At 39.9% G+C, this 23908-nt stretch carries 20 protein-coding genes and 5 tRNA genes; 3 read left to right on the top strand and 22 right to left on the bottom strand.

Annotated elements, in window-relative coordinates:
- Nucleotides 1–11: 11 nt before the first annotated feature.
- A complete protein-coding gene (gene rpoB, locus AC3IRX_RS08965; protein ID WP_459084677.1) occupies nt 12–3848 on the bottom strand; it encodes a DNA-directed RNA polymerase subunit beta in 3837 nt (1278 codons plus the stop codon).
- Nucleotides 3849–4519: 671 nt separating this feature from the next.
- On the opposite strand from rpoB, the gene AC3IRX_RS08960 reads away from it, so the two are divergent.
- A complete protein-coding gene (locus tag AC3IRX_RS08960) occupies nt 4520–5038 on the top strand; it encodes a TetR/AcrR family transcriptional regulator (RefSeq protein ID WP_489209823.1) in 519 nt (172 codons plus the stop codon).
- A gap of 80 nt (nt 5039–5118) precedes the next feature.
- The gene (locus tag AC3IRX_RS08955) at nt 5119–5709 is read left to right on the top strand and encodes a TetR/AcrR family transcriptional regulator (protein WP_489209821.1); all 591 of its coding nucleotides are present in this window, start codon (nt 5119–5121) and stop codon (nt 5707–5709) included.
- A gap of 70 nt (nt 5710–5779) precedes the next feature.
- On the opposite strand, the gene rplL is transcribed toward AC3IRX_RS08955, so the two are convergent.
- The 15 genes from rplL to rpsU form a co-directional block, all read right to left on the bottom strand.
- On the bottom strand, nt 5780–6151 hold the full coding sequence (gene rplL / locus AC3IRX_RS08950; protein WP_489209819.1) for a 50S ribosomal protein L7/L12: 372 nt from the start codon (nt 6149–6151) through the stop codon (nt 5780–5782).
- A gap of 48 nt (nt 6152–6199) precedes the next feature.
- The gene (gene rplJ, locus AC3IRX_RS08945) at nt 6200–6772 is read right to left on the bottom strand and encodes a 50S ribosomal protein L10 (protein WP_489209817.1); all 573 of its coding nucleotides are present in this window, start codon (nt 6770–6772) and stop codon (nt 6200–6202) included.
- 11 nt (nt 6773–6783) lie between these two features.
- Entirely contained in the window at nt 6784–7476 is a 693-nt protein-coding gene (gene rplA, locus AC3IRX_RS08940) for a 50S ribosomal protein L1 (RefSeq protein WP_489209815.1), read from the bottom strand.
- 11 nt (nt 7477–7487) lie between these two features.
- On the bottom strand, nt 7488–7931 hold the full coding sequence (gene rplK / locus AC3IRX_RS08935; protein ID WP_459084685.1) for a 50S ribosomal protein L11: 444 nt from the start codon (nt 7929–7931) through the stop codon (nt 7488–7490).
- Nucleotides 7932–8238: 307 nt separating this feature from the next.
- The gene (gene nusG / locus AC3IRX_RS08930) at nt 8239–8781 is read right to left on the bottom strand and encodes a transcription termination/antitermination protein NusG (protein WP_459084806.1); all 543 of its coding nucleotides are present in this window, start codon (nt 8779–8781) and stop codon (nt 8239–8241) included.
- A gap of 14 nt (nt 8782–8795) precedes the next feature.
- On the bottom strand, nt 8796–9002 hold the full coding sequence (gene secE, locus AC3IRX_RS08925; RefSeq protein WP_459084686.1) for a preprotein translocase subunit SecE: 207 nt from the start codon (nt 9000–9002) through the stop codon (nt 8796–8798).
- A gap of 12 nt (nt 9003–9014) precedes the next feature.
- Nucleotides 9015–9085: transfer RNA gene (locus tag AC3IRX_RS08920), tRNA-Trp, on the bottom strand.
- A 50-nt stretch (nt 9086–9135) separates the two neighbouring features.
- Nucleotides 9136–10323, bottom strand: coding sequence for an elongation factor Tu (tuf, locus tag AC3IRX_RS08915; protein WP_459084687.1), 1188 nt, complete (start codon nt 10321–10323; stop codon nt 9136–9138).
- Between the two features lie 271 nt (nt 10324–10594).
- Nucleotides 10595–10666, bottom strand: a tRNA-Thr gene (locus tag AC3IRX_RS08910).
- Between the two features lie 48 nt (nt 10667–10714).
- A tRNA-Gly gene (locus AC3IRX_RS08905) sits at nt 10715–10787 on the bottom strand.
- A 71-nt stretch (nt 10788–10858) separates the two neighbouring features.
- Nucleotides 10859–10939 (bottom strand) — tRNA-Tyr (locus AC3IRX_RS08900).
- 18 nt (nt 10940–10957) lie between these two features.
- Nucleotides 10958–11031, bottom strand: a tRNA-Thr gene (locus tag AC3IRX_RS08895).
- 101 nt (nt 11032–11132) lie between these two features.
- Nucleotides 11133–11423, bottom strand: coding sequence for an HPF/RaiA family ribosome-associated protein (locus tag AC3IRX_RS08890; RefSeq protein WP_459084689.1), 291 nt, complete (start codon nt 11421–11423; stop codon nt 11133–11135).
- 42 nt (nt 11424–11465) lie between these two features.
- Nucleotides 11466–12347 (bottom strand): tyrosine-type recombinase/integrase, encoded by an 882-nt coding sequence (locus tag AC3IRX_RS08885; protein ID WP_489209812.1) that lies wholly within the window; start codon nt 12345–12347, stop codon nt 11466–11468.
- A 72-nt stretch (nt 12348–12419) separates the two neighbouring features.
- The gene (gene rpsU / locus AC3IRX_RS08880) at nt 12420–12617 is read right to left on the bottom strand and encodes a 30S ribosomal protein S21 (RefSeq protein ID WP_459084691.1); all 198 of its coding nucleotides are present in this window, start codon (nt 12615–12617) and stop codon (nt 12420–12422) included.
- A 128-nt stretch (nt 12618–12745) separates the two neighbouring features.
- On the opposite strand from rpsU, the gene AC3IRX_RS08875 reads away from it, so the two are divergent.
- Nucleotides 12746–15889, top strand: a complete 3144-nt coding sequence (locus AC3IRX_RS08875) for a UvrD-helicase domain-containing protein (RefSeq protein WP_489209810.1) — start codon at nt 12746–12748, stop codon at nt 15887–15889.
- A gap of 68 nt (nt 15890–15957) precedes the next feature.
- On the opposite strand, the gene AC3IRX_RS08870 is transcribed toward AC3IRX_RS08875, so the two are convergent.
- The 6 genes from AC3IRX_RS08870 to cysS all read right to left on the bottom strand — a co-directional run bounded on the left by AC3IRX_RS08870 (nt 15958) and on the right by cysS (nt 23900).
- Nucleotides 15958–16467, bottom strand: coding sequence for a ferritin (locus tag AC3IRX_RS08870; protein ID WP_489209808.1), 510 nt, complete (start codon nt 16465–16467; stop codon nt 15958–15960).
- A 217-nt stretch (nt 16468–16684) separates the two neighbouring features.
- Nucleotides 16685–17155, bottom strand: coding sequence for a hypothetical protein (locus AC3IRX_RS08865; RefSeq protein ID WP_489209806.1), 471 nt, complete (start codon nt 17153–17155; stop codon nt 16685–16687).
- Nucleotides 17156–17258: 103 nt separating this feature from the next.
- On the bottom strand, nt 17259–18242 hold the full coding sequence (locus AC3IRX_RS08860) for a glycosyltransferase family protein (RefSeq protein WP_489209804.1): 984 nt from the start codon (nt 18240–18242) through the stop codon (nt 17259–17261).
- 110 nt (nt 18243–18352) lie between these two features.
- On the bottom strand, nt 18353–19390 hold the full coding sequence (locus tag AC3IRX_RS08855; RefSeq protein ID WP_489209802.1) for a hypothetical protein: 1038 nt from the start codon (nt 19388–19390) through the stop codon (nt 18353–18355).
- 142 nt (nt 19391–19532) lie between these two features.
- Nucleotides 19533–22193, bottom strand: coding sequence for a 4-alpha-glucanotransferase (locus AC3IRX_RS08850; RefSeq protein WP_489209800.1), 2661 nt, complete (start codon nt 22191–22193; stop codon nt 19533–19535).
- A gap of 240 nt (nt 22194–22433) precedes the next feature.
- Nucleotides 22434–23900, bottom strand: coding sequence for a cysteine--tRNA ligase (gene cysS / locus AC3IRX_RS08845; RefSeq protein ID WP_489209798.1), 1467 nt, complete (start codon nt 23898–23900; stop codon nt 22434–22436).
- Nucleotides 23901–23908: the final 8 nt, after the last annotated feature.

The following is a 23908-nucleotide window of genomic DNA, read 5'->3' as shown; positions in this document are numbered from 1 at the left end:
AAAATTTAAAATTATTCTTCAAGTCTTATATCCAGTCCTAACCCTTGCAATTCATGTAGCAATACATTGAATGATTCAGGAATTCCTGGTTCTGGCATGGCTTCCCCTTTGGCAATTGCCTCGTAGGTTTTCGCTCTACCAATTACGTCATCCGACTTCACTGTAAGAATTTCGCGAAGGATATTTGAAGCTCCAAAGGCTTCCAATGCCCAAACCTCCATCTCACCAAATCTCTGTCCTCCGAACTGTGCTTTACCACCGAGTGGTTGCTGCGTAATAAGAGAGTAGGGTCCAATGGATCTTGCGTGCATCTTATCGTCTACCATGTGTCCTAACTTAAGCATATAGATGATTCCTACGGTGGCTGGCTGCGTGAAACGCTCTCCAGTTCCCCCATCGTACAAATACGTATTTCCATAGGCTGGAAGTCCCGCTTGTTCAGTGTACTTCGTAATGTCCTCAAGACTTGCCCCGTCAAAAATTGGCGTCGCAAATTTAAGTCCTAACTTTTGTCCTGCCCAACCAAGAACCGTTTCGTAGATCTGTCCAATATTCATACGTGAAGGTACCCCTAGTGGGTTCAGTACGATATCGACTGGAGTTCCGTCTTCAAGGAACGGCATGTCTTCTTCTCTTACGATACGAGAGACAATCCCTTTGTTCCCGTGACGTCCTGCCATTTTATCCCCTACATTAAGCTTTCTCTTCTTCGCAATATAAACTTTAGCCAGTTTCATGATCCCTGCTGGAAGTTCATCCCCGATAGAAATTGCAAATTTCTCACGGTTTTTAACCCCTGTAATGTCATTAAACTTAATTTTATAGTTGTGAATTAATTGCTTAATTAGATCGTTTTTCTCAGAATCTACGGTCCAATCTGCACCGCTCACGTTTACATAATCTTCAACACTTTGAAGAAGCTTAGTCGAGAATTTAACTCCTTTTGCAATGATTTCTTCGCTCAAATCGTTATTCACTCCTTGAGAAGTTTTTCCATTTACAAGAGTTCCTAGTTTTTCGATCAGAGTGGCGCGAAGTTCATCGAATTTCACTTTGTAACCGTTCTCAATCTCTTCTAACCTCAGTTTCTCTTCTTGTCTCTTCTTTTTATCTTTGATATTTCTAGAGAAAAGCTTTTTGTTGATTACAACTCCTCTTAGGGATGAGTCTGCTTTCAAGGAAGCGTCTTTTACATCGCCTGCTTTGTCTCCAAAAATGGCACGAAGTAATTTTTCTTCAGGGGTTGGATCGGATTCTCCTTTCGGTGTAATCTTACCAATCATGATATCTCCTGGTTTTACTTCCGCTCCAATACGGATCATACCGTTTTCATCAAGGTCTTTTGTTGCCTCTTCTGAAACGTTTGGAATATCAGCTGTCAGTTCTTCCATACCTAATTTGGTATCTCTTACTTCAAGCGTATACTCGTCCACGTGGATCGAAGTAAACCAGTCCTCACGAACTACCTTTTCGTTAATTACAATCGCATCCTCGAAGTTATACCCTTTCCAAGGCATGAACGCTACGGTTAAGTTACGTCCAAGTGCAAGTTCTCCGTTTTCGGTTGCATATCCGTCGCAAAGCACTTGTCCCTCTTCTACAACATCTCCTACTCGTACGTTAGGTCTAAGAGTGATGGTTGTACTTTGGTTGGTTTTTCTAAACTTCGTTAAGTTGTATGTTTTCGTTCCGGATTCGAAACTCACAAGATCTTCGTTCTCACTTCGATCGTAACGAATTACAATTTTATCTGCATCTACATATTCTACTGTACCTGGACCGTCCGCGTTAATTAAGATTCTTGAATCTTTTGCTACTTGCTTCTCTAGTCCTGTTCCTACGACAGGAGCTTCTGGTTTCAATAGAGGAACTGCCTGACGCATCATGTTAGATCCCATTAGGGCACGGTTCGCATCATCGTGTTCAAGGAATGGAATTAATGAGGCAGAAATTCCAGAAATCTGGTTCGGTGCCACATCAATTAAATCCACTTGTCCTGGCTCTACAACCGGGTAATCTCCATCCAAACGAGCAATCACACGATCCGTGTCGATTGTTCCGTCTGCTTTTAATTCCACGTTTGCCTGCGCAATAACTTTGTCTTCTTCGTCTTCTGCATTTAAGTAAATAGGAGCAGAAGAAAGATCTACCTTCCCGTTCGTTACCTGACGGTATGGAGTTTCAATAAATCCAAGGGAGTTAATTTTCGCATACAACCCTAAAGAGGAAATAAGACCAATGTTCGGCCCTTCAGGCGTTTCAATTGGACAAATTCTTCCGTAGTGTGTATGGTGAACGTCTCTTACCTCAAATCCGGCTCTTTCTCTAGATAAACCACCAGGCCCTAGGGCAGACAATCTTCTTTTATGGGTAACCTCCGAAAGCGGATTGGTTTGGTCCATAAACTGAGAAAGCTGGTTGGTTCCAAAGAATGAATTAATTACCGAAGTAAGGGTTTTGGCATTCACCAAATCTACTGGGGTAAAGATTTCGTTGTCACGGACGTTCATTCTTTCACGAATGGTACGAGCAATACGAGAAAGTCCCACGCCAAATTGGCCTGCAAGCTGTTCTCCAACGGTTTTAATTCTACGGTTAGATAAGTGGTCAATATCGTCCACTTCTGTTTTAGAATTGGCAAGTTCGATAAGGTGACCTACAATGGCAATAATATCTTCCTTCGTTAGCACTTCCGTACCTTCTGGAATATTAAGACCTAATTTCTTATTTAGTCTATAACGACCTACTTCTCCTAGGGAGTATCTTTGTTCAGAGAAGAATAATTTCTCAATAATTCCTCTTGCTGTCTCCTCGTCGGGCGGATCTGCGTTTCTTAATTGACGGTAGATGTATTCTACCGCTTCTTTTTCCGAATTGGTAGGGTCTTTCTGTAACGTATTTTGAATGATTGAGAATTCATTTGAATTTTCATTGTGTACCAAAATCGTTTTCACACCGGCTTCAAGAATGATATCGATGTGTTCTTTTTCAAGAACCGTTTCACGTTCAAGAATGATTTCATTTCTCTCGATGGATACTACTTCTCCAGTATCTTCATCCACGAAATCTTCGAACCAAGTATTAAGTACTCTAGCGGCTAGGGTACGTCCTTCTACTTTCTTTAAAGCAGCTTTAGAAACTTTCACTTCTTCGGCAAGATCGAAAATCTGAAGAATTTCTTTATCAGACTCATATCCAATCGCTCTTAATAGCGTAGTTAAAGGTAATTTTTTCTTACGGTCAATGTACGCATACATTACGTTGTTGATGTCCGTTGTAAACTCCATCCAAGATCCTTTGAAAGGAATAATTCTAGAGTAATACAATTTCGTACCGTTGGCATGGTAAGTTTGACCAAAGAAAACCCCTGGTGAACGGTGCAATTGAGTTACAATTACACGTTCCGCACCGTTAATAATAAAAGATCCTGAAGGGGTCATGTAAGGTACAGGCCCTAAATACACATCTTGAATTACAGTTTGGAAATCTTCGTGTTCGGGATCCGTACAGTACAATTTCAATCGGGCTTTAAGAGGCACGGAATACGTTAACCCTCTCTCCACACATTCGTTAATAGAATAACGAGGGGAATCTACCAGGTAATCTAAAAATTCAAGTACAAATTGATTTCTCGAATCTGTAATCGGAAAGTTTTCCTGGAAAGTCTTATAAAGACCCTCATTCACTCTAGCTTCTGGCAGGGTATCTAACTGAAAGAAATCCTTGAACGATGCTAACTGCACATCTAGGAAATCAGGCGTTACGATTCTGCCTTGGGAAGAACTAAAGTTAACTCTCTCACCTGCTGGCAAGCTAACAGAGCTTTTAGTTGCTTTTGATTTACTCATAAAGTAATAAAAAAAGGTTGGTTAAAAAATATTTTGATCTTCAAAAAAAATATTAGAATAAAAGAGAAAGGATTAGAGTGTTATCCGTTACAATAAGTGATTCGTCCTCAATCTTTTGTATTCTTACTGCAACGCCGATATATCTTTTCACGGTGTAGTGCAAAATATCTTTTAATTCCTAAAAAAGTTTGGTTGATTGAAAATTCAGTAAATACAAATAGCCCTCCTACTTTAAGGTAAGAGAGGATTTAAGCACTTGCTATTAAAACTTTCGGAACAACGGATAACTTCAAAAGGACTGCAAAGATACGAAGAAAAACCAATAACTTCCAAGTACTTACAAAGAAATTGACTGGCGACACCATCCCAAAACTTGGCAATACGCCACAACATGGGAATTGACACCTTTTCAAATAAAAAAAGAAGATCGCTGGATCTTCTTTTCTCTTCATCATTTGTGTTGCAAATATTTAAATTTGCTTCTACAAAGATATATATAATTTTTCAGATATTATTATTTTATTTGGGAATTATATTACAGAATAACGATACTACAGGTAACTCTATCCCCGAAAAAGCCAATTTTGTTTAAATACCATATTAACGATCGTTAGTTTTTTGATCGTTCTCGTATCCTAAAATTCTGTATATTTGTTTGGTTGGGTAAAACGATGGACACCTTGCTTATGGACAAAAAGAAAACACAGATTCTCAAATCTTCCATTAAACTGTTTCGCCAGAAGGGCTATAAAGAGACGACCCTACGTGATATTGCGAAAAAAATGGGAGTGACCGCTCCGGCCTTGTATAATTTCATTTGCAAGAAAGACGAAATACTGGTATGGCTTTGTGACGAATTGGCCGTGCATTTCAATGCAATCCCTTTAGAATTGCAAGAATTCAAAGGAACGGATCTAGAAAAGTTCAACTTCTTCCTTAAAAGACATCTCGAAACGGTGTACAACCATTACGAACTGTATGAGACCGCCCTGCGTTACTGGGAAATTGCAGACGCAGAAGCAAATCAAAGGTTCTCCCGTTACATCCAGTTCTATCTTGGAACCTTTGAATCCTTAGCCAATCAAATTATCCCTAAAGCAAACCGGGACCAATATTTCAATCCCAATTTGTTTTCTCTTATTGTGATGCAGATCAGTAACCAACTTCCCAAATGGTTAGACAGTAGTTAAAAACCATTCGATTTTCATCTCATCGCGGGTCAACTTTCCACACGTCTACTCAATGGCTACAGCCGCTAGAATGAAAAGCTATGAATCTAACTCCCAAACAAGAAACCATCGTAGAAAAGTCACTCCATTTGTTTGGCCAGAACGGCTTCACGGAAACCTCGATGAATGACATCGCCATGGCAATGGACATGAAGCCAGCCTCGCTTTACAACCATATCGAGTCTAAGAAACAAATCTTACTCTGGATCTGCCAAAGAGTGAGCCGCCGTTTACAAGAACTCTTAATTGAACTTAAGAACAGTGATGCTCATCCGTTCGATCAATTTGAACTGTTTATCGAAAAGCACATAGAGCACACGACGAAGTACGCCTATGAATTCAAAATATTTTCACGCTATCGCAACCAACTCCAACGCGTCCATCGCGTGGAATTCTTAGAAGTTCATGAAGCGTATGTGGACCACTTGACCCATTTAAACAAGTTTGTCATTTCCCGGGAAAACAATCCTGATTACTTTCCACAAGACTACCAAGCGCAAATCCTCATTTCCATTTTGGAAAGAATTCCCAATTGGTCTGGCCATACGAAACAAACTCCGAAAGAGATTGCAAGGCAGATTGCTTATTCCTTCCTCCAAGGATTCACAAGTCCTTTAAGCACCCCCGAATAAATAGACAAACCCAATAAAATACAAAAAGTCCGCAATTGCTTGCGGACTTTCTATTTTTGTAAAGATTGAATTATTTCAATTCTACTTCAGCACCAGCTTCTTCAAGTTGTTTCTTAAGCGCTTCTGCTTCGTCTTTAGAGATTCCTTCTTTAATTGCAGTAGGAGCTCCATCAACCATATCTTTCGCGTCTTTAAGACCTGCACCAGTTAAATCTTTAACTAGTTTTACAACTGCTAATTTAGAAGCACCTGCAGCTTTAAGAATGACATCAAATTCAGTCTTTTCTTCTGCAGCATCTCCAGCACCAGCACCTCCTGAAACTACAACAGCAGCTGCAGCAGGTTCGATTCCGTACTCATCCTTAAGGATAGTAGCTAATTCATTTACGTCTTTTACCGTTAGGTTTACTAGCGTTTCCGCTAAATTTTTTAAATCTGACATTGTAATAATGTTTTTAGTGTTGAACGATTATAATTTTTTGAGTGTGTTTTATTCCGCAGCAGGTGCTTCTCCTTCAGCTGCTTCAGAAGCTGCTGGCTCCTCTGCAGGAGCATCCTGAGCTTCAGAAGTTTCTTCAGTAGAACCTTCTGACTTGTTCTGCAATGCAGAAACCAATCTTTGGATTGGAGATTGAAGAAGTCCGATGATTTCTCCAAGCATTTCTTCTTTCGATTTGATGCTTGCTAGAGTCTCAAGGTTCTCGTCTCCTACATAAACTGTTTCTTGCAAGTAAGCAGATTTAAGAGCGGGCTTCTCTTCTTTCTTTCTGAAATCTTTGATCAATTTCGCAGGTGCATTTGCAGTCTCCGAAAGCATCAAAACAGAGTTCCCTTTGAATGAACCGTACATTTCTGAGAAATCTACGTCCAATTGCTCCATTGCTTTTTGTAAAAGGGTGTTCTTCACCACCTTTACTGTAATATTGTTCTTAAATGCTTGTCTTCTGAAATCTGAGGACTTCTGAGCATTCAAGCCTTCAAGATCTGCTACATAGACCACTTTCGCGTCTTGTAAAAGGTCTTTTAATTCTTGTATTACTAGTACTTTATCTTCTTTAGTCATGTCTTCAGATTTTAGTTTACAGATTTAGAATCAATTGCAATTCCTGGACTCATGGTAGAAGAAAGATAAATGCTACGTACATAGATTCCTTTAGACGCAGTGGGCTTAAGCTTCACTAAAGTCTGAATTAATTCTTGTGCATTTTCTCTAATCTTGTCTGCATCAAAAGATACTTTACCGATTGCCGCGTGAACAATCCCGTATTTATCTACTTTGAAATCGATTTTACCCGCTTTTACTTCCGCAACCGCTTTACCAATTTCCATAGTTACAGTACCTGACTTAGGGTTCGGCATTAGACCTCTTGGACCTAAGATTCTACCCAATGGACCTAGTTTCCCCATAACAGCTGGCATTGTAACGATAACGTCTACGTCTGTCCAACCGCTTTTGATTTTTGCTAAGTACTCATCAAGTCCCACGTAATCCGCACCTGCTTCTTTCGCTTCGGCTTCTTTGTCTGGGGTAACTAATGCAAGAACTTTTACATCCTTTCCTGTTCCGTGTGGAAGAGAAACTACGCCTCTTACCATTTGGTTCGCTTTTCTTGGATCTACTCCAAGTCTAACTGCGATATCTACAGAAGCATCAAACTTCGCTGTGTTTACTTCTTTTACTAGAGCAGAAGCCTCTTCTAGGCTATATGCTTTTGCTTTTTCTACTTTACTTAAAGCTTCTTTCTGTTTCTTTGTCAATTTTGCCATTTCAATAAGATTTAAGCGTTCGTAGGTTTAGCTCCAGTCACTCTAATTCCCATGGATCTTGCAGTACCTGCTACCATAGTTAAAGCTGAATCCATTGTGAAACAGTTTAAATCTGTCATCTTATCTTCAGCAATTTTTTTAACTTGGTCCCAAGAGACAGACCCTACTTTGTTACGGTTAGGCTCGCCTGATCCGCTTTTAAGTTTTGCAGCTTCAAGTAATTGAATTGCAGCAGGAGGAGTTTTGATTACGAATTCAAAAGATTTGTCTTCGTACACTGTAATTACTACAGGTAAAACTTGTCCTGGCTTGTCTTGGGTTCTTCCGTTAAATTGTTTACAAAACTCCATGATGTTCACACCCGCGGAACCTAATGCAGGTCCTACCGGTGGAGAAGGATTGGCAGCGCCACCTTTCACCTGAAGTTTTACCATTTTAAAGACTTTTTTAGCCATTTTATTTGTTTGTTTTAATTTGAATAATTAATGAGTTTGGAAGCATTTATTATTCTACCTTCTGCTTATCTCACTTCGCAAATCGGTATTTCGGACTGCAAAATTATAAATAAAAATCCATCTGACCAATACCTAACGCACTAAATTTCAAAAAGATTTATCAAACCTAGGGATCAGCACAAGGTTGGGAATTGCATTCGGTCTTGAATCTTGCTAAAAACAAAGACCTAAGGAAACATCCCATTAAAAAAGCCGAAAGATATTTTCTTTCGGCTCTTATTCTTTGATTGAATTAAATAGCTTAATTCTATACTTTTTCCACTTGCATGAAATTCAGTTCCATTGGTGTTTTTCTTCCGAAAATCATAACGGACACTTCTAGTTTCTTTTTGTCTTCCAGAATCTTTTCCACTGTACCGTTGAATCCATTAAATGGACCGTCGATCACTTTCACGCTTTCTCCTATTACATATGGAATCGCCATGTCGGAAGCAAATTCAGATAACTCATCAATACGGCCTAGCATTCTATCCACCTCTACTTTACGCATCGGCACTGGATCTCCTCCTTTGGTTAAACTAAGGAAAGAAATCACACCTGGAATGTTTTTAATAACGTGTGGAATTTCACCCATAAGGTTGGCTTCCACCATTAAATAGCCTGGGTAATAAGGTCTTTCTTTTGGAACTTTCTTCCCATTTCTGATCTGAATCACCTTTTCCATAGGAATTACAACTTGTGCTACGTACTCGTCGTATCCTAAACGTTGGATCTCATTCTCGATATAGGTCTTAACTTTGTTCTCCTGACCACTAACAGCTTTTAATACATACCACTTTAAATCACTCATCATCCTATATTATACTAGTTAAACAGGTTAATTAATAAAGCTAAAGCATTTTGTATAAACTCGCTGAAAAGAGTATCTACTCCAAATAAAAATATAGCCAACAACACTGTTCCAATTGTAATTGCAATTGTCGAAGACTGTAGTTCTGGCCATTTTGGCCACTCTACCTTTTCCGTAAATTCAGTATATGAACCTTTTAAAAAACTTACAAATGAACTCATAATTCTGTTTTGCACGGGCACAAGGACTCGAACCCTGATCAACGGTTTTGGAGACCGGTATCCTACCATTGGACGATGCCCGTAGAAAAGGTTCCGTAAGGATCTTACGGAACCTCATTTATATAATACTAGACTATTCAGTGATTTCAGTAACCTGACCAGCACCTACTGTTCTACCTCCTTCTCTAATTGCAAATCTAAGACCTACGTTAAGAGCGATTGGTTGAAGCAATTCAACAGTGATAGTTAAGTTGTCACCTGGCATTACCATTTCAACACCTTCTGGTAAGAAGATCTCACCTGTAACGTCTGTAGTTCTTACGTAGAACTGAGGACGGTATTTGTTATGGAATGGAGTGTGACGTCCACCTTCTTCTTTTGAAAGGATATAAACCTCTGCTTTGAATTTTTTGTGTGGAGTTACAGAACCTGTTTTTGCAATAACCATCCCTCTTTTAATGTCGGTTTTTTCAATACCTCTTAAAAGAAGACCTACGTTATCTCCAGCTTCACCTCTGTCAAGAATTTTTCTAAACATTTCTACCCCAGTTACAGTTGATGTTAATTTTTCATCACCCATACCTACGATATCTACACCTTCACCAGAGTTGATTACACCCGCTTCAATTCTACCTGTTGCAACAGTACCTCTACCAGTAATAGAGAATACGTCTTCAATTGGCATCAAGAATGGCTTATCTTGGTCTCTTACAGGAAGTTCAATCCAGCTATCTACTGCATCCATTAATTCGTCTACAGTTGCAACCCATTTCGCTTCTCCGTTAAGTGCACCTAATGCAGAACCTTGGATCACTGGAGAGTTATCTCCATCGTATTCGTAAGAAGAAAGAAGATCTCTTAATTCAAGCTCAACAAGCTCAAGTAATTCTGGATCGTCTACCATATCTACTTTGTTCATGAAAACAACCACTTTAGGTACGTTTACCTGACGGCAAAGAAGGATGTGCTCTCTTGTTTGAGGCATCGGTCCGTCTGTCGCAGCACATACAAGGATCGCACCGTCCATCTGAGCAGCACCTGTAACCATGTTCTTAACATAGTCGGCGTGACCTGGACAGTCTACGTGAGCGTAGTGTCTACTTTCTGTTTCGTATTCAATGTGCGAAGTATTAATAGTAATACCTCTTTCTTTTTCCTCTGGAGCAGAGTCAATTGCAGAGAAGTCTCTCTTGTCAGCTAAACCTTTATCTGCTAATACTTTAGAAATAGCAGCAGTCAAGGTAGTCTTACCGTGGTCTACGTGACCAATTGTACCAATGTTTAAGTGTGGTTTGTTACGATTAAACGTTTCCTTTGCCATGATTTAAATTATTTTATTTAATTAATTTTAAAATTTCGGTGTGCAAATATAATGATTTTTTAAATATTAAAACCATTTTCATATAAAATTGTTTCAATATCAGTTTCAATTAGTTGCACCCTACTTTGAAGTCTTAAAAACGAAGGCTAAAATTACAAAAAATTTTCTTTTTAGAAAAACATCCTTCGATTTAATTGGCCGTCTTTCGCTAACACGTCCAAAAATGGTGCAATGAAAAATCCTGACGATTGATCAGGACTTTTTTACTTTGAGCCAACGATGAGATTTGAACTCACGACCTCTTCCTTACCAAGGAAACGCTCTACCCCTGAGCTACGTCGGCAAAATCTAAATAAAAAAATCACATCCCTGCGGTGTGATTTTTTTTTAGAGCGGAAGACGGGGGTCGAACCCGCGACATTCAGCTTGGAAGGCTGACGCTCTACCAACTGAGCTACTTCCGCATTGTTTGTTGGTAAACGGTTTGCAAATTTAATTAATAATTTGAAATCTACAAACATTAATTAAAAAAAAGTGGGGAGAGCAGGATTCGAACCTGCGAAGCCGAAGCAACTGAGTTACAGTCAGTCCCATTTGACCGCTCTGGAATCTCCCCAATCTTAAATTTTATCCGAGCCTCCAGAGGGATTCGAACCCACGACCCCGAGATTACAAATCACGTGCTCTGGCCAGCTGAGCTATGGAGGCAAATAGATTTCAAAAGAACGCTTTCTCTTTTTGCGAGTGCAAATATAAGGTTGTTTTTTTGAAATCTACAAATTATTTAGACACTTTTTTCTAAAAAAAAATTAAGCCATTTCTTTTTTCTTGATTAACAGCTTTTTAGCTGTATCAGCGCACTGATCTAAACTCTCTTCAAAACTTACTGCGGTCTTCTTTACCACTATATCATCACCCGGGACCACCAATCGGATCTCGGTCGTTTTGTTTTCTTTTGATGTTGTATTTTCAACTTTCAAATGCACTTGACATTCCAAAATCTGATCATAGAACGTACTTAATTTGCTAAGTTTTTTATCGATATGCTCTTCTAATGGTTCGTGTGGCGTTAATCCTATCGCCTGAATTGAAATTTTCATAAAATTGAATTTTTAAAATTAAACATTATCACGATACGTCCGTTACTTTTTCTTAGCTCTTGGATGCGCTTTTTCAAATACTTTTTTAAGCTGCGCAATATCCGAGTGGGTGTAAACTTGGGTAGAGGCTAAACTTGCGTGGCCCAATAAACTTTTCACCCTAGAAATTTCAGCCCCATTTTCTAAAACATGAGTCGCAAAACTATGTCTTAAAATATGAGGACTTTTTTTCTCTTTCGAAGTGACAAGACCAAGGTAGCTTTTTACCCCTAGATACACAAACTTCTCCCCTAGTTTTTCCCCTTTTTTAGAAAGAAAAAAATAGGCCTCGCTCCCTTCAGCAGCTTCCCTATCCTTTGCATAGGATTCTAATAGCTGACCGAGCTGCTTCGAGATGGGCAGCACCCGCATCTTGTTGCCTTTTCCATGCACACGAATCTCTAGTTTTGAAAAATCAACATCCTCTTGCTTCAAATTGCAAAGCTCCATACGACGCATACCTGTTTGATACAAAACTTCGACCAACAATGAGAAAAATTCCAATTTTAAATCGCCGTGATGGTCAATATTTTGTAAATCAGAGACTTCTTCTCGGGATAAGGGAATTTGTTTTTCAGGATAGAATTTAAGACTTGAGATACTTTCCAGAGGGGAAACCTCAATTTCTTGAATTTTTAAAAGAAACAAATAAAAACTACGCAAACTAGAAAGTTTCCGGTTAATGCTTCTTTTGGATAATTTTTTCTCACTTAAGAAAACCATGAAATTTCGAACTACCTTTTTACCGACCTTTCGCAAATCTTCCTCTCCTTCGGTTTCTCGGACAAAAGAATGAAAATCCCGAAGATCTTTCTTGTAGCTCTCTAAGGTGTGGGGAGAATACCGCCTCTCCACCTCTATATATTCTAGGTACTTCTCAATCATGAAACAAAAAAATCACTTTCCAAATATACAATTTAGAAAGTGATTTTAATATGTGTTTAAAAAAAACGAAGCTTAAGCTTGCTCCTCTTGGCTAGCAGCTCTTTGCTTGTAAGAAGCTTTCGCGTTCTTTGCTCTTTTCGTTACAGAAGGTTTAACAAACTGTTGTCTCGATCTAAGTGAGCGAACGACTCCGGTTTTATCAAATTTTCTTTTGTATCTTTTCAGGGCTCTATCAATAGCCTCTCCGTCTTTTACTGGGATAATTAACATAATTTACATCTCATTTTGGATTGCAAAAATAAAACTATTTTTTTACTTGACCAAATATATTAAATTGAAATTAATTTTCTCTTGTTTAAATCTCTACTCACTTTAAATTTTAAGTAAATTGCATCCCCATGGAAAACTCACAATACATCGCCGTAACTGCCTCTGCGGGATCGGGAAAAACCTATACGCTCGTTAAAAACTTCCTTGCACTTTGTTTGGCAAAGCCAAACAATCAGGAGGCCATTAAGCACATCCTAGCCCTCACCTTTACGAACAAAGCGGCGAATGAAATGAAAGCCAGGCTCATTGAATGGCTCAAACTCTTCACCTCCGACGCATACGCCCAAAGTCCTGAGCTTAAAGACATTCAGCAAAGTCTTGAAGAGGCCGGTATTAAAGTGAGTCTTGAGGAACTGCATTTTCGCAGCCAGAAAATTTTAGATTTTGTACTGCACCATTATTCCCTTCTTAGTATTGGAACGATTGATAAGTTCAACGCAAAATTAATCCGTAGTTTCTCCTACGAACTTGGACTTGCCCATCAGTTTAACCTTGAAATTAAAAGCGAACCGTTTTTAATCGAAGCGGTCGATTTCATGCTGGAGCAAATCGGAGAAAACAAAGAATTCTCAACGCATATATTGACCTACATTCAAAATCAGTTGGACGAAGACACAAATCCAAACTTAAGTGAATTACTTTATGCCAAGGCGAAAATCTACGACAGTGATATCCATGCAGGAGAATTAGAAAAGAACAAAGACTTCGATTGGAATGCGTACGAACAAATTGACAAACAGCTACGTGCGGAAGAAAAAGCCCATCGGAATAAGGCCGCTGAGATCGCAAAAACCTCACTCGCTTTAATGGAAGAGCAGGGCTTAAACACAAAAGATTTTTCGGGGGGAAACAAGAATGGACTTGGAATTTTCTTTGTGAAGAGCGAGCGGTTTTTCGCGAAGATGGCGCCGACTTTCCCTATTCCTGGAGATGAAGAAAAGGCTGTAGCGATTTTTGACAAACTAGCCGCAGCGACCAGTAAATCGAAAGAAGCAGAAATTGGCTTACTGGTTCCCAAATTAAAAGAAAATAGGCTTGAAATCATCGATCATTATATTCAATCTAAAAAAAAGGAGAAAATCAGAAGGGAGCTTCTTGGACTGAAAGTCAATTCGGAAATCCGACAGCAACTAGCTCATATTGAAAAAGAAAACGATTTGGTTCTTTTGTCCAAATTCAACTTGATGATTCAAGAGCACATCCGAAGTGAACCTTCCGCTTTTATTTATGAGAAGATTGGAACCCAATACAATCATTTTTTCTTTGATGAGTTTCAGGACACCTCTCGGATCCAGTGGAACAACATCTCCCCTTTACGGGACGAGGCCATCTCGAGCGAAAACCGCTCGTTTACTTTGGTAGGCGACCCGAAACAAAGCATCTATCGATTTCGGGGAGGGGATAGTGAACTTATGCTCGAAATTACAAGTGGGCAGGAAGGAATTCGCGATCTTCCTCTCTTAAAATCACTAGACACCAACTACCGGAGTGCACTGTCTATCGTCCATTTCAACAACGAACTTTACGATTTCCTCGCAAGGGGATTAAAGCCAGCGCATGAATTCCTTTTCTCGACTCAGGCCCAGCAAAAGGCTCATAAAAAAGAAAGGGGAAGAGTGAAAGTAAGTCTTAGTGAAGAATCTACCATTCCTCTGTTTTTCGAGGAATTAGCCCTGAAAATGCATCGCGACATTCAAGAAGGGCTTGACAATGGATTTTCTTTCTCTGACTTCACAATTCTTTGCACTAAAAACGCTCATATTATTTCCCTATCGGAATCGCTTGGATCCCTAGAGGTGCAGTACAGAGGAGAAAACACCTTGATTAAAACCATTTCTGACAACGGACTTTCTCTTGGTAGTTCTCTTACCCTGCAAGCTCTTATTCAATTTTTTAATTGGCAACTCAAACCCGAGAGCAAGCAGTATCTTGTCAACTGCTTATACCATTTAAATGAATTAGGCCGAATAACGATGTCAGATTTCTCTGCGGAAATCCTTCATCTTTTGTCGCTAGAGGAGACCCATTTGAAAGAGTACTTAAAAACTCAATACCATTTGAACCTAGACTCCACTCCCCTAAGCACTCTAAATCTATACAATTATATAGAAGCCTATACTCATGAGTTTGAATTAGATTCAAAAGAGACGAGCTATCTTTTGAATTTTTTAGAAGTGGTTTTTGCTTTTACGCAAAACCAAGGCATGGGTCTTTCCGACTTCCTTACCTACTGGGATCAAGAAGCAAATAAAACGGCCATTCAAACCAGTGAAAGCATTGACGCCATCAAGCTCATGACAATTCACTCGGCAAAGGGGCTTCAATTCCCCATTGTGCTGCTTCCTTTGTTGAACAAAAGTTCAGATAAATTTTCTCAGTGGTTTCCCCTTGAAAACTTAGGGCCGCTCAAAACGGTTAACCTCAATCATTTTGAAAAACCGCTACTCCCGTACGATCCTAGTATAAATAGCTTCAATGAGGAGAATTTTTACAAAAATGAAATAGACCGGCTTTGTCTTACCTATGTGGCAACCACACGACCGGAAGAACAGCTCTACATTTACCTTCAGAAGAAAAGAGCAAATGGAACGATTTCGGGCATTCATGAGTTCATTCAATCGAAAAACCCAGAAAACCTACTTGAGATTGACCTGTACCCTGAGGTAGAAAACTCTTACAAGAAACAATCAAAAAGAAAAGTGCTCTCTAGAAGCGAGCTTAAAATTGAGACTCTCAATTCCGCAAGAGCCTTAGAGCACAATATCAAAATTGCTACACCTTCCAAAAACTACCAGGCGACAAATCAAACGGTACGCGTGGGACTGTTTGTGCATGAAATTCTAGAACGCATTGAGCATAGCTCACAATTGGATCCCGTTTTAAACCGCTATTTGGTGGAAGGAATCATTACACAAGAAGAAAGGACACAAATCTCTGATAGACTTTCCTCAATCTTGCAAAACCCCAAGTATGCACCGTATTTTGAAGAAAACGCAAAGGTCCGAAGCGAAAAAGAAATTATGGTTCGAGAAAATGGACAACCTAAAACCTATCGAGTGGATCGGCTTATCGAAACCAAGGAGGGCCTCATTGTAATCGATTTTAAAACCGGATCACCAAGCCCATCGCATGAGAAGCAGCTTAGCCACTATCAAACCATTTTAGAGAATATCGGAGAGAGAGTTCTGAGAACCGAACTCATCTATCTATAAGAAAAAAGAGTTCATTTGGGGCCCTCAATTGAGAAACCTTAAATGAACTCCTATTTTTTGCCTGCCTATTAAGCTACAGTGGTGTCTACAAAAACTCTTTGCGCTAATTCTTGATCGAAAAGATAAAGTGCAGAGGTATTGTCTTTTACTCTTTTAATTTTCGCAACCAACAAAGCGGCAGAGGCTTCCTCTTCCACCTGTTCATTAATAAACCATTGTAAAAAAGATACGGTTGCAAAATCGCTTTCTTCAGTGGCCACTTTTGCAATCTCAAAAATACTTTTTGTTACCAATTTTTCGTGCGCGAGCGCAAGTTCAAAAACCTGTTGTTCATTGTCAAATTCAAAAGGCGGCTTTTCAATACCCTCCATTTGAACCTCACAGCCTACATCCAGAATGTAATCAAAGATTTTATCCGCATGCATCAATTCTTCTTTGCTTTGAACTCGGAAATAGTTTGCAATCCCCTCTAAATCTCTTGCATGAAACCAAGCAGACATGGACAGGTAGTATTGCGCAGCGTACTGTTCGTTAGCAATTTGTGCATTTAGCAATTGGGCAATTTTTTCACTTATCATAGTTTCTATTTTATTTAATATTTGAAAGTTTAAAGTTACTAATTCTCGTGGTATTTTCCCTCACGCAAATCGACTGCAATAATCCAAAAGTTTTCCAGGTCCTAAAAATCCACTTTTATTTGCGACTACTACCCTATAAAAAAGGGGCAGAAATCACTTTCTGCCCCTTCCCATTAAAACTAAAATTATGAACTTATTAGGTTCGACTTACACTGGATTATTTTGCAATATCTTTTTCTACAAAGACGGTTTTTTTATGGAATCCTCCTTTCCCGTCCATTGTTTTTTTTGTGGTTCTGTTTTGCATTCTTGCTTTGTGCGCATTCATTCTCTCTGCCTTCATGGCTTCCCATTTCGCATATTGCTCTTTGGAAAGAATGGCTTTCATTTCGGCATTTTTCACTTCCTGCTTCGCTTTATACTCTTGCATTCTTTGCTTACGCACTTCTTGCATTTTGCTTCTCTCCGCCATACGCTCCGCATTTTGCTTCTCGTTTAAGGCTTTGATTTGTTCTACTTGTGCCGCGGAAAGATCAAGGGACTTCTGCATTTGCAAATAATGATCTGCTTTTGCTTTTTTCATTTGCACTTCTCGACTTTGCTTGTCTTTCATACTTGGAACCTGAGTTTGTTGCGCGAACATCAAACCACTAGAAACCACAAGCGCACTAATAATTATTTTTTTCATCTTTCAATTGTTTACGATTAATAAAGTATTTGGCTTTTTATAGTTCTTTGATACGTTTTGAGAATCAAGGTTAAAGGTCCAAATCATAATATTATGTTAAACTTCAAACGGAATGTTTTCGAATTAACTCCGCCACAATTTCTGCAGTTTGATCCGGATAATCCACTTGGATTCGAGAATCTGAGTTTACCCAGCGAGCTAATTTTTCCTCAAACTCGGATTCGTGCCAAACGACCTCGACTCCCATTTCCTCTAGTGCCAAAGAATTGCACTGCTGTTCGTATTGGTTTTTCATCGGTACGCTTAAAAGCTTTTTCCCTAAATACAAACTTTCCGCCGGTCCTTCAAATCCACCTCCTGTCAAAAATCCTTCGGATAGCGAAAGGGATTTTAGAAATTCCTCATTGTGTATGGGAACTATTTTGATATGGCCTTTTGTATATCCCTGGGTTGCATGCTTCGAAAACACTTCCCAATTCACACTCGTATGTGAACTTAAAAGCTTCTCTATATAAGCATCACTGTAGGCGGGAAGATAAACCGTGTAGTGCCCTAAATTTTCAGGAACTAGGTCTCTAATTTCTTTCCGAATAATAGGAGTGTGAATGAAGCGATCGTAGGACTGAAAGTGAAATGCGATGGATTCCGTGGTCGGTGCGTAATGCTCTAGAATCAAACCTCCCCAATGAAAGCCTTTTAACCGAGGAGTAAGAGGTGACTTATATGCCGCCTGATGGGAGAGAGCGATGCATTTTTTCGCCCTATACTTGCAAGCCCAGGCACTGATGGGTTCGTAATCGCTTATAACCAAATCATACGATTCCACAGGTAAGGATTTGATGTCCAAAAGCAGTTGCCTGGTGCGCATGCCTTTCCAGGTTTCTCCAAGGTCTATACCTCCCTTCTTTCCAAACACAAAGCCCATTCCGCTCATGCGATAGGTGATGTCCTGCTGGAGACCTACTTCGGACTGCGTACCACTAAGTAAGACATCTACAGAACCGTGGTTTTGCAAGTGAGGAATTACCTCGCGAGCCCGGCTAACATGCCCATTTCCGGTCCCTTGAACCGCATACAAAATTCTCATACCAATCGTTTTAATTTGGATTGACGCAGGGGTCATGTAAATCTACAAAAAAGAAAAGGAAGGATCCTAAAACCCTTCCTAATCGTAACATTAACTTAAACTATATTTTTCTATCTGGACCCTCTCATTCCACTCGTTCTGCTTGAAGATCCGCTGGAATGACTAACTGCTTTGGAAGAGCTAGCCGTACGCTGAGAATTTCTCATTCCTGCAGACCGATTGCTTGTGGATCTACTTGGCGCTTTTGTAACGGCCGGTCTCGAAGTTCGAGCACTTGAAGACGATCGCACATTGGAATTGTTATTCGCTGTGTTTGTACGAAGTCCACTCGTTCTTTGTGGGGTTGCTTGCGTAGTTCTTCTTGGCTCAGTCCGCACACTTGTAGCCGTTCCCGTTCTTAGTCCACTTGCTCTTTGTGAAGAGGAAGAAGCGCTCGTCGAGGATTTGAATCCATTGTTTCGACTTGAAGTTGCCGCAGAACTATTCACAGAGGAATTCCTTAAGGTATTGTTCGAACCCGATTTGAATCGAGCATCGTTTGAATTCCTAGGTTGGTTCCAACCGTATTGGGTACCCACATTTCGGTGGTAATTCTTACGATTGATTTTATACAAATTGATGTTTACACTTCGGTAGCGTGGCACCACGTAATGAGAATAATAGCGAGGTCTGTAGTTGCTACGCCAATAATTCACATAAAACTGTACGGGACTACGTCCGTTATAATAATGGCTCTGATAGATCGAAAACGCTCTTGGACCCAATATCTGCTCTAAAGCGTAAAAACGGTCGTAATACCAACGGTTGGGGTTACTATGGTAGTAGGAATTCCAAGAATAATAATCTGGAAACTGTCTGTTTAGATCCATTACCATATTCGCTTGCCACGAATTCAATCGAAGCTCTCGAAACAAACGATTCCAATTGACGCGGGTAATACTTTGACGGTAGTCATTGTAAAAACTACGGTAATAATCATCCACATAATAATCGTCTGGATACTCATAATAGTAATCCTCATCGAAATAATGGTCCTCATCTCCATACCATCCACTTTCATATTGTGAATTCCCTCCACCGGATGGATAGTATTGTGCACTGCTTAGCCCAAAGAGGCCTAGGGCAACGGTTAGTAATATTTTTTTCATTTTACTTTGTGATTTGGTTAATATGCAAGAAGCTCATCTCGACCTTCTCTGTATTTATAGATACAAAAACAAAAAAGAAGTTAAATCCTAAGTCTAACTTCTTTCCTTTTCTATTGATAATCAATCTTATAAATAAGTTCAATTACACCGATTTTCGTCCCGAATCTTGAATCCAAAACGCTATTTTCGAATTAAAGGAGTCCTGTTCTCCTAGGAATTCGAGGGTCAAATGCATCCTATAACGCCAATAGTGTGGGAACTGTGCGGGATCGTTAATTCGCTCAAGTTCCTGATTTGGACTGCGTAGCTCACGATCTGTTGCAAAGAATTCTTGTATAGGAAAAATCGAAAGCATCGCCTCATTATACAAATGTTGCAACATGATGATTTCGGCCAATTCGGGCTCAAGAGTATCGGGCGCGCTGCCCCATTGATTCAACTGCTCGTTATAGTACTTTTGAGTTAAATGAGAATCTTCGCTCCACCATTGTCTTAAGGTGGAACTATCGTGAGAGGAAGCGGTAACCACATTCATATACCCCGCATTTTTTGGATCGTACCAAAGAATATCCTCCGAGGGCATACGCTGTACTTTAAGAGCAGTGATAGCCAAAGAATCCATTACTTCAGGAACGCATTTAGGCACCATACCTAAATCTTCTCCGCAAATCAGCATTTCTGTTGAATTTAAAATCGCGGGAAGTTTTTCCATGGCACTTGCGGACCACAGCGCTTCTTGACGATGGAAAAAATAATCGGAATACAACTCTCTAATGGCCCGTTGCATAGAACCCTCCAAATGTTGGAATGAGGCGGTCTTCTCTACTCCGAATCGAGGATGGTACACCAATTGCCCTTCCTTTTGCTCTTCTAGAAATAGGACATTTGCGCACAAAGTAAGGAGTTTCTCTTCAATCCACCCCCACGGGTTATCCTTAAAGAAATCGCTAAGTTTTCGCTGCGTATCAAATTCGGGTTTAAAATGAAAGCTGCCGTTAGACTGTACGTTCATAAAGAAATCAGAAACGCTACGGTTTTCAGAACCAAAGAAATCCCAAAGAATCTGCTCGTTTACAAAGGGGCGAATAAATCGATCCCAATCAAACCCAATCCCTCGGCTTTGAAATTCTTCGAGCGTCACTGGAATGGCAGGATAAAAATACCCTAAGATCCCCTGAGTCGCTGAAATGGGCATGCGCCAAATCCGGAAGAATCCAAGAATGTGGTCAATCCTCATGGCATCGAAATATTTTTCTAGCGCCTTAAAACGACTTTTCCACCAGCGGTAACCGTCGTCCTTCATCGCTTCCCAATTGTAAGTAGGGAAACCCCAGTTTTGACCAATATCTGTAAACTGATCTGGTGGTGCCCCGGCTTGAAAATCCATTCCATAAAGCTGCGGCTCGGTCCATGCTTCTACAGAATATCGATAGATCCCAATGGGAAGATCCCCTTTTAAAGAGATTCCAATGGAGTGAGCATAGTCCACTGCTTCTGTCAATTGCAAATGCAGTTGGTATTGCACCCACAAGTGAAGCATTGCGGTGTCATAGAACTTATGACCCGCCTGGAACAAAGGAGCGATTTTACCTGCCACATACTTTCGGTGGGTTTTCCATTCTTCAAAGTTGGGCGTCTTATTTTGATCTCGAAGGATGCAAAAGGCTGCATAAGGATGGAGCCAGTCCTTGTTTTCATTTTGGAATTTTTTAAAGCCTCTGTCTTTCAAAATCTCCTGTTTGTTTTGTTCAAACAAAAGAGTGATAAAGTGCCACTTCCTTTCGATTACCTGTTCATAATCCACAAGATCGAAAGAATTTAGTTCCGCTTTCTTCGCTAAAAACTCAAGTGCTTCTTCTTCACCAAGTCTGAAGGGTAATTCTTCAATACTAAGGTAGATTGGGTGCAAAGCGTATAGAGAAATTGGAGCATAAGGATAAGAATCGGTCCAGGTATAATTTGCGGTCGTATCGTTAATGGGCAGAGTCTGCACCACCGAGAGATTGGTTTTTTCAGCCCACTTTGCTAATAATTTCAAGTCACAGAACTCACCTACTCCAAAGCCCTTTTCACTACGAAGAGAAAAGACGGGCACTGCAACTCCTGCAGCATGGTATAAATCCTCTGCTTTGAAACGAAAATAGTGATCGGCTTGAATTTGCAGAACCTGAGGCTCAAGATTTGAAAGTGCCCAGCGGTTTTTGCCATATTCGACCTCGAATACATCGCCCGTGGTTTCATCTAAAATCCCATACTTATATTGAATAAAGTTCTCTTGGGCAATTTCCACTGCTACCTCCCACACGCCGTAAGCCGTTTGAGCCATAGGCACAGTCTTTAAATATTCCCAAGAGCCTAGTTCAGGTGGGCTACCCAAAAGAACCAATCGCTGGTTTGCTTTGTAAATGGGAGCCTCCATTCGAAACAAATGGGTATGCCTTTTTAGAATCTGTAGTTTTTCAGGTTCAAATTCCCGACGCGTATTTTTTAGAATTTTATTGTTTAGATAGTTCTCAGGGAAATTCTTAAGATTCCAAACATCGTATACTTTGTATTCGCTATAGGTATGAACCAATTGCAGCTGATGAAAAGAAAACTCGGTTTTCAAAAGCGTTCCGTCCTCAGTCACTAATTGGTATTGATAACAAAGGTCTCTTGTGAAATAATCCACCTCCACACTCCAATTCCCATTATCGGTATACTGCAGGGGGTAAATTAACTTCTCGTCTTGTTTCTCAAATAATACAAGTTGAATTCTCTCCCCAATTTGGGTGTTAAAATGAATATTAAAAATTATCTTCATGCCAAATAGTAGTCATTAAATTACTTCGTGGTAGTCTTTTGTATAGAGCGTTTTGCTTATGCTTGCATCTGCATCTAATTGCGATGCAATTTAAAAAAATAAAAGCAATTTACCCTGCTTTAATTCGACAAAAAAAAGACTATGATTTTACAGCTTACTATTTACTATTCAGCATCTTACACAAATGGAGCTCGGGTTAAACCCAAGCTCCATTTGTGTATTGAAAAGGAATTCCTTTTGTTAGCTAATCAGATAGGAGGTTCCCTCGCGTGAATCTTTAAGTTCAATTCCTTCCGCTAGAAGTTTATCTCGGATTTCGTCAGAGAGCGCCCAGTTTTTCGCCTGTCTTGCTTGATTGCGAAGATCAATTAACACTTGGAGCGTGGAATCTAGCTTATCCGAATGCTGCTTTGCAACCTCTTCTAAACCTAGCACATCAAACACATAGGCTTGAAGCGAAGTTTTTAATAACTCCAGATCGTTTTGGCTAAGACTTTCTTTCCCGTCCTTAATTGCGAAAATCACTTTTACAGCCTCAAACAAATGAGCAATTAAAATCGGAGAATTAAAATCATCCAGTAGAGCCTGATCGCATTTCTGTTTCCAAGCAGACACGTCAAAGGATTCTTTGCTCGACTCTGATGGCTCGATGTCTCGAAGGAGTTCAAGCGCTTCCATTAATCGAAGATAGCCTTTCTCACTCGCCACTAAGGCCTCGTTTGACAAATCAACTACACTTCGGTAGTGAGCTTGTAGGAAAAAGAAACGAACGACGGTGGGCGCAAACGGTTTTTCAAAAAAGGTATTGTCCCCCGTAATTAACTCCATCGGTAAAATCGTGTTTCCCGTCGACTTACTCATCTTTTGACCGTTTAAAGTGAGCATGTTCGCATGCATCCAATAATTCACAGGTGAGGTCCCGTTGCAAGCAGTTCCTTGTGCAATTTCACATTCATGATGCGGAAATTTAAGGTCCATCCCACCTCCGTGAATATCAAATTTCTCCCCTAAATATTTAGTGCTCATGGCCGTACATTCCAAATGCCAACCTGGAAATCCTTCTCCCCAAGGGGAAGGCCATTTCATGATGTGAGCCGGCGAAGCACTTTTCCAAAGTGCAAAATCTTGTGGGTTTTTCTTCTCGTCCTGCCCGTCTAGAATTCGGGTGTTGGCATAGAGTTCCTCAATATTTCTTTTGCTTAGCTCTCCGTAGTTTCCTCCCTTTTCATTGTAAGCATGTACATCAAAATAGACCGAACCTCCCGTTTCATAAGCGTATCCTTTTTCTAACAAAAGCTTTGTTAGTTCTAACTGCTCTAAAATATGCCCCGTGGCAGTCGGCTCAATGTTAGGAGGTAGCAAATTAAACTGCTGCAAAACTTTGTGAAAATCGACCGTGTACTTCTGTACAATTTCCATGGGTTCTAGTTTTTCTAACCGGCTTTGTTTTACAAACCGATCGTTGTCAACGGTTCCATCGTCCGTTAAATGCCCGGCATCCGTAATGTTTCTTACGTACCGTACTTTGTATCCTATATAAAGGAGTGTGCGGTATATAAAATCGAAGGACATAAAGGTCCTTACGTTGCCCATATGCACATTGCTGTAGACGGTAGGTCCACAAACATACATTCCTATATTTCCTTCTAAAATCGGTTTGAATGTTTCTTTTTGTCCCGTGAGAGAATTGTATATTTTTAGTTCCATTGATTTAC

The organism is Epilithonimonas sp. KH_059 (assembly GCF_057838485.1).
This window is presented reverse-complemented; position numbering and strand designations above follow the sequence as displayed.

Bases quoted from the DNA above. Each gene is read 5' to 3' on its own strand.
- rpoB (WP_459084677.1), bottom strand. From the start codon at position 3,848: ATGAGTAAATCAAAAGCAACTAAAAGCTCTGTTAGCTTGCCAGCAGGT.
- AC3IRX_RS08960 (WP_489209823.1), top strand. From the start codon at position 4,520: ATGGACACCTTGCTTATGGACAAAAAGAAAACACAGATTCTCAAATCT.
- AC3IRX_RS08955 (WP_489209821.1), top strand. From the start codon at position 5,119: ATGAATCTAACTCCCAAACAAGAAACCATCGTAGAAAAGTCACTCCAT.
- rplL (WP_489209819.1), bottom strand. From the start codon at position 6,151: ATGTCAGATTTAAAAAATTTAGCGGAAACGCTAGTAAACCTAACGGTA.
- rplJ (WP_489209817.1), bottom strand. From the start codon at position 6,772: ATGACTAAAGAAGATAAAGTACTAGTAATACAAGAATTAAAAGACCTT.
- rplA (WP_489209815.1), bottom strand. From the start codon at position 7,476: ATGGCAAAATTGACAAAGAAACAGAAAGAAGCTTTAAGTAAAGTAGAA.
- rplK (WP_459084685.1), bottom strand. From the start codon at position 7,931: ATGGCTAAAAAAGTCTTTAAAATGGTAAAACTTCAGGTGAAAGGTGGC.
- nusG (WP_459084806.1), bottom strand. From the start codon at position 8,781: ATGAGTGATTTAAAGTGGTATGTATTAAAAGCTGTTAGTGGTCAGGAG.
- secE (WP_459084686.1), bottom strand. From the start codon at position 9,002: ATGAGTTCATTTGTAAGTTTTTTAAAAGGTTCATATACTGAATTTACG.
- tuf (WP_459084687.1), bottom strand. From the start codon at position 10,323: ATGGCAAAGGAAACGTTTAATCGTAACAAACCACACTTAAACATTGGT.
- AC3IRX_RS08890 (WP_459084689.1), bottom strand. From the start codon at position 11,423: ATGAAAATTTCAATTCAGGCGATAGGATTAACGCCACACGAACCATTA.
- AC3IRX_RS08885 (WP_489209812.1), bottom strand. From the start codon at position 12,347: ATGATTGAGAAGTACCTAGAATATATAGAGGTGGAGAGGCGGTATTCT.
- rpsU (WP_459084691.1), bottom strand. From the start codon at position 12,617: ATGTTAATTATCCCAGTAAAAGACGGAGAGGCTATTGATAGAGCCCTG.
- AC3IRX_RS08875 (WP_489209810.1), top strand. From the start codon at position 12,746: ATGGAAAACTCACAATACATCGCCGTAACTGCCTCTGCGGGATCGGGA.
- AC3IRX_RS08870 (WP_489209808.1), bottom strand. From the start codon at position 16,467: ATGATAAGTGAAAAAATTGCCCAATTGCTAAATGCACAAATTGCTAAC.
- AC3IRX_RS08865 (WP_489209806.1), bottom strand. From the start codon at position 17,155: ATGAAAAAAATAATTATTAGTGCGCTTGTGGTTTCTAGTGGTTTGATG.
- AC3IRX_RS08860 (WP_489209804.1), bottom strand. From the start codon at position 18,242: ATGAGAATTTTGTATGCGGTTCAAGGGACCGGAAATGGGCATGTTAGC.
- AC3IRX_RS08855 (WP_489209802.1), bottom strand. From the start codon at position 19,390: ATGAAAAAAATATTACTAACCGTTGCCCTAGGCCTCTTTGGGCTAAGC.
- AC3IRX_RS08850 (WP_489209800.1), bottom strand. From the start codon at position 22,193: ATGAAGATAATTTTTAATATTCATTTTAACACCCAAATTGGGGAGAGA.
- cysS (WP_489209798.1), bottom strand. From the start codon at position 23,900: ATGGAACTAAAAATATACAATTCTCTCACGGGACAAAAAGAAACATTC.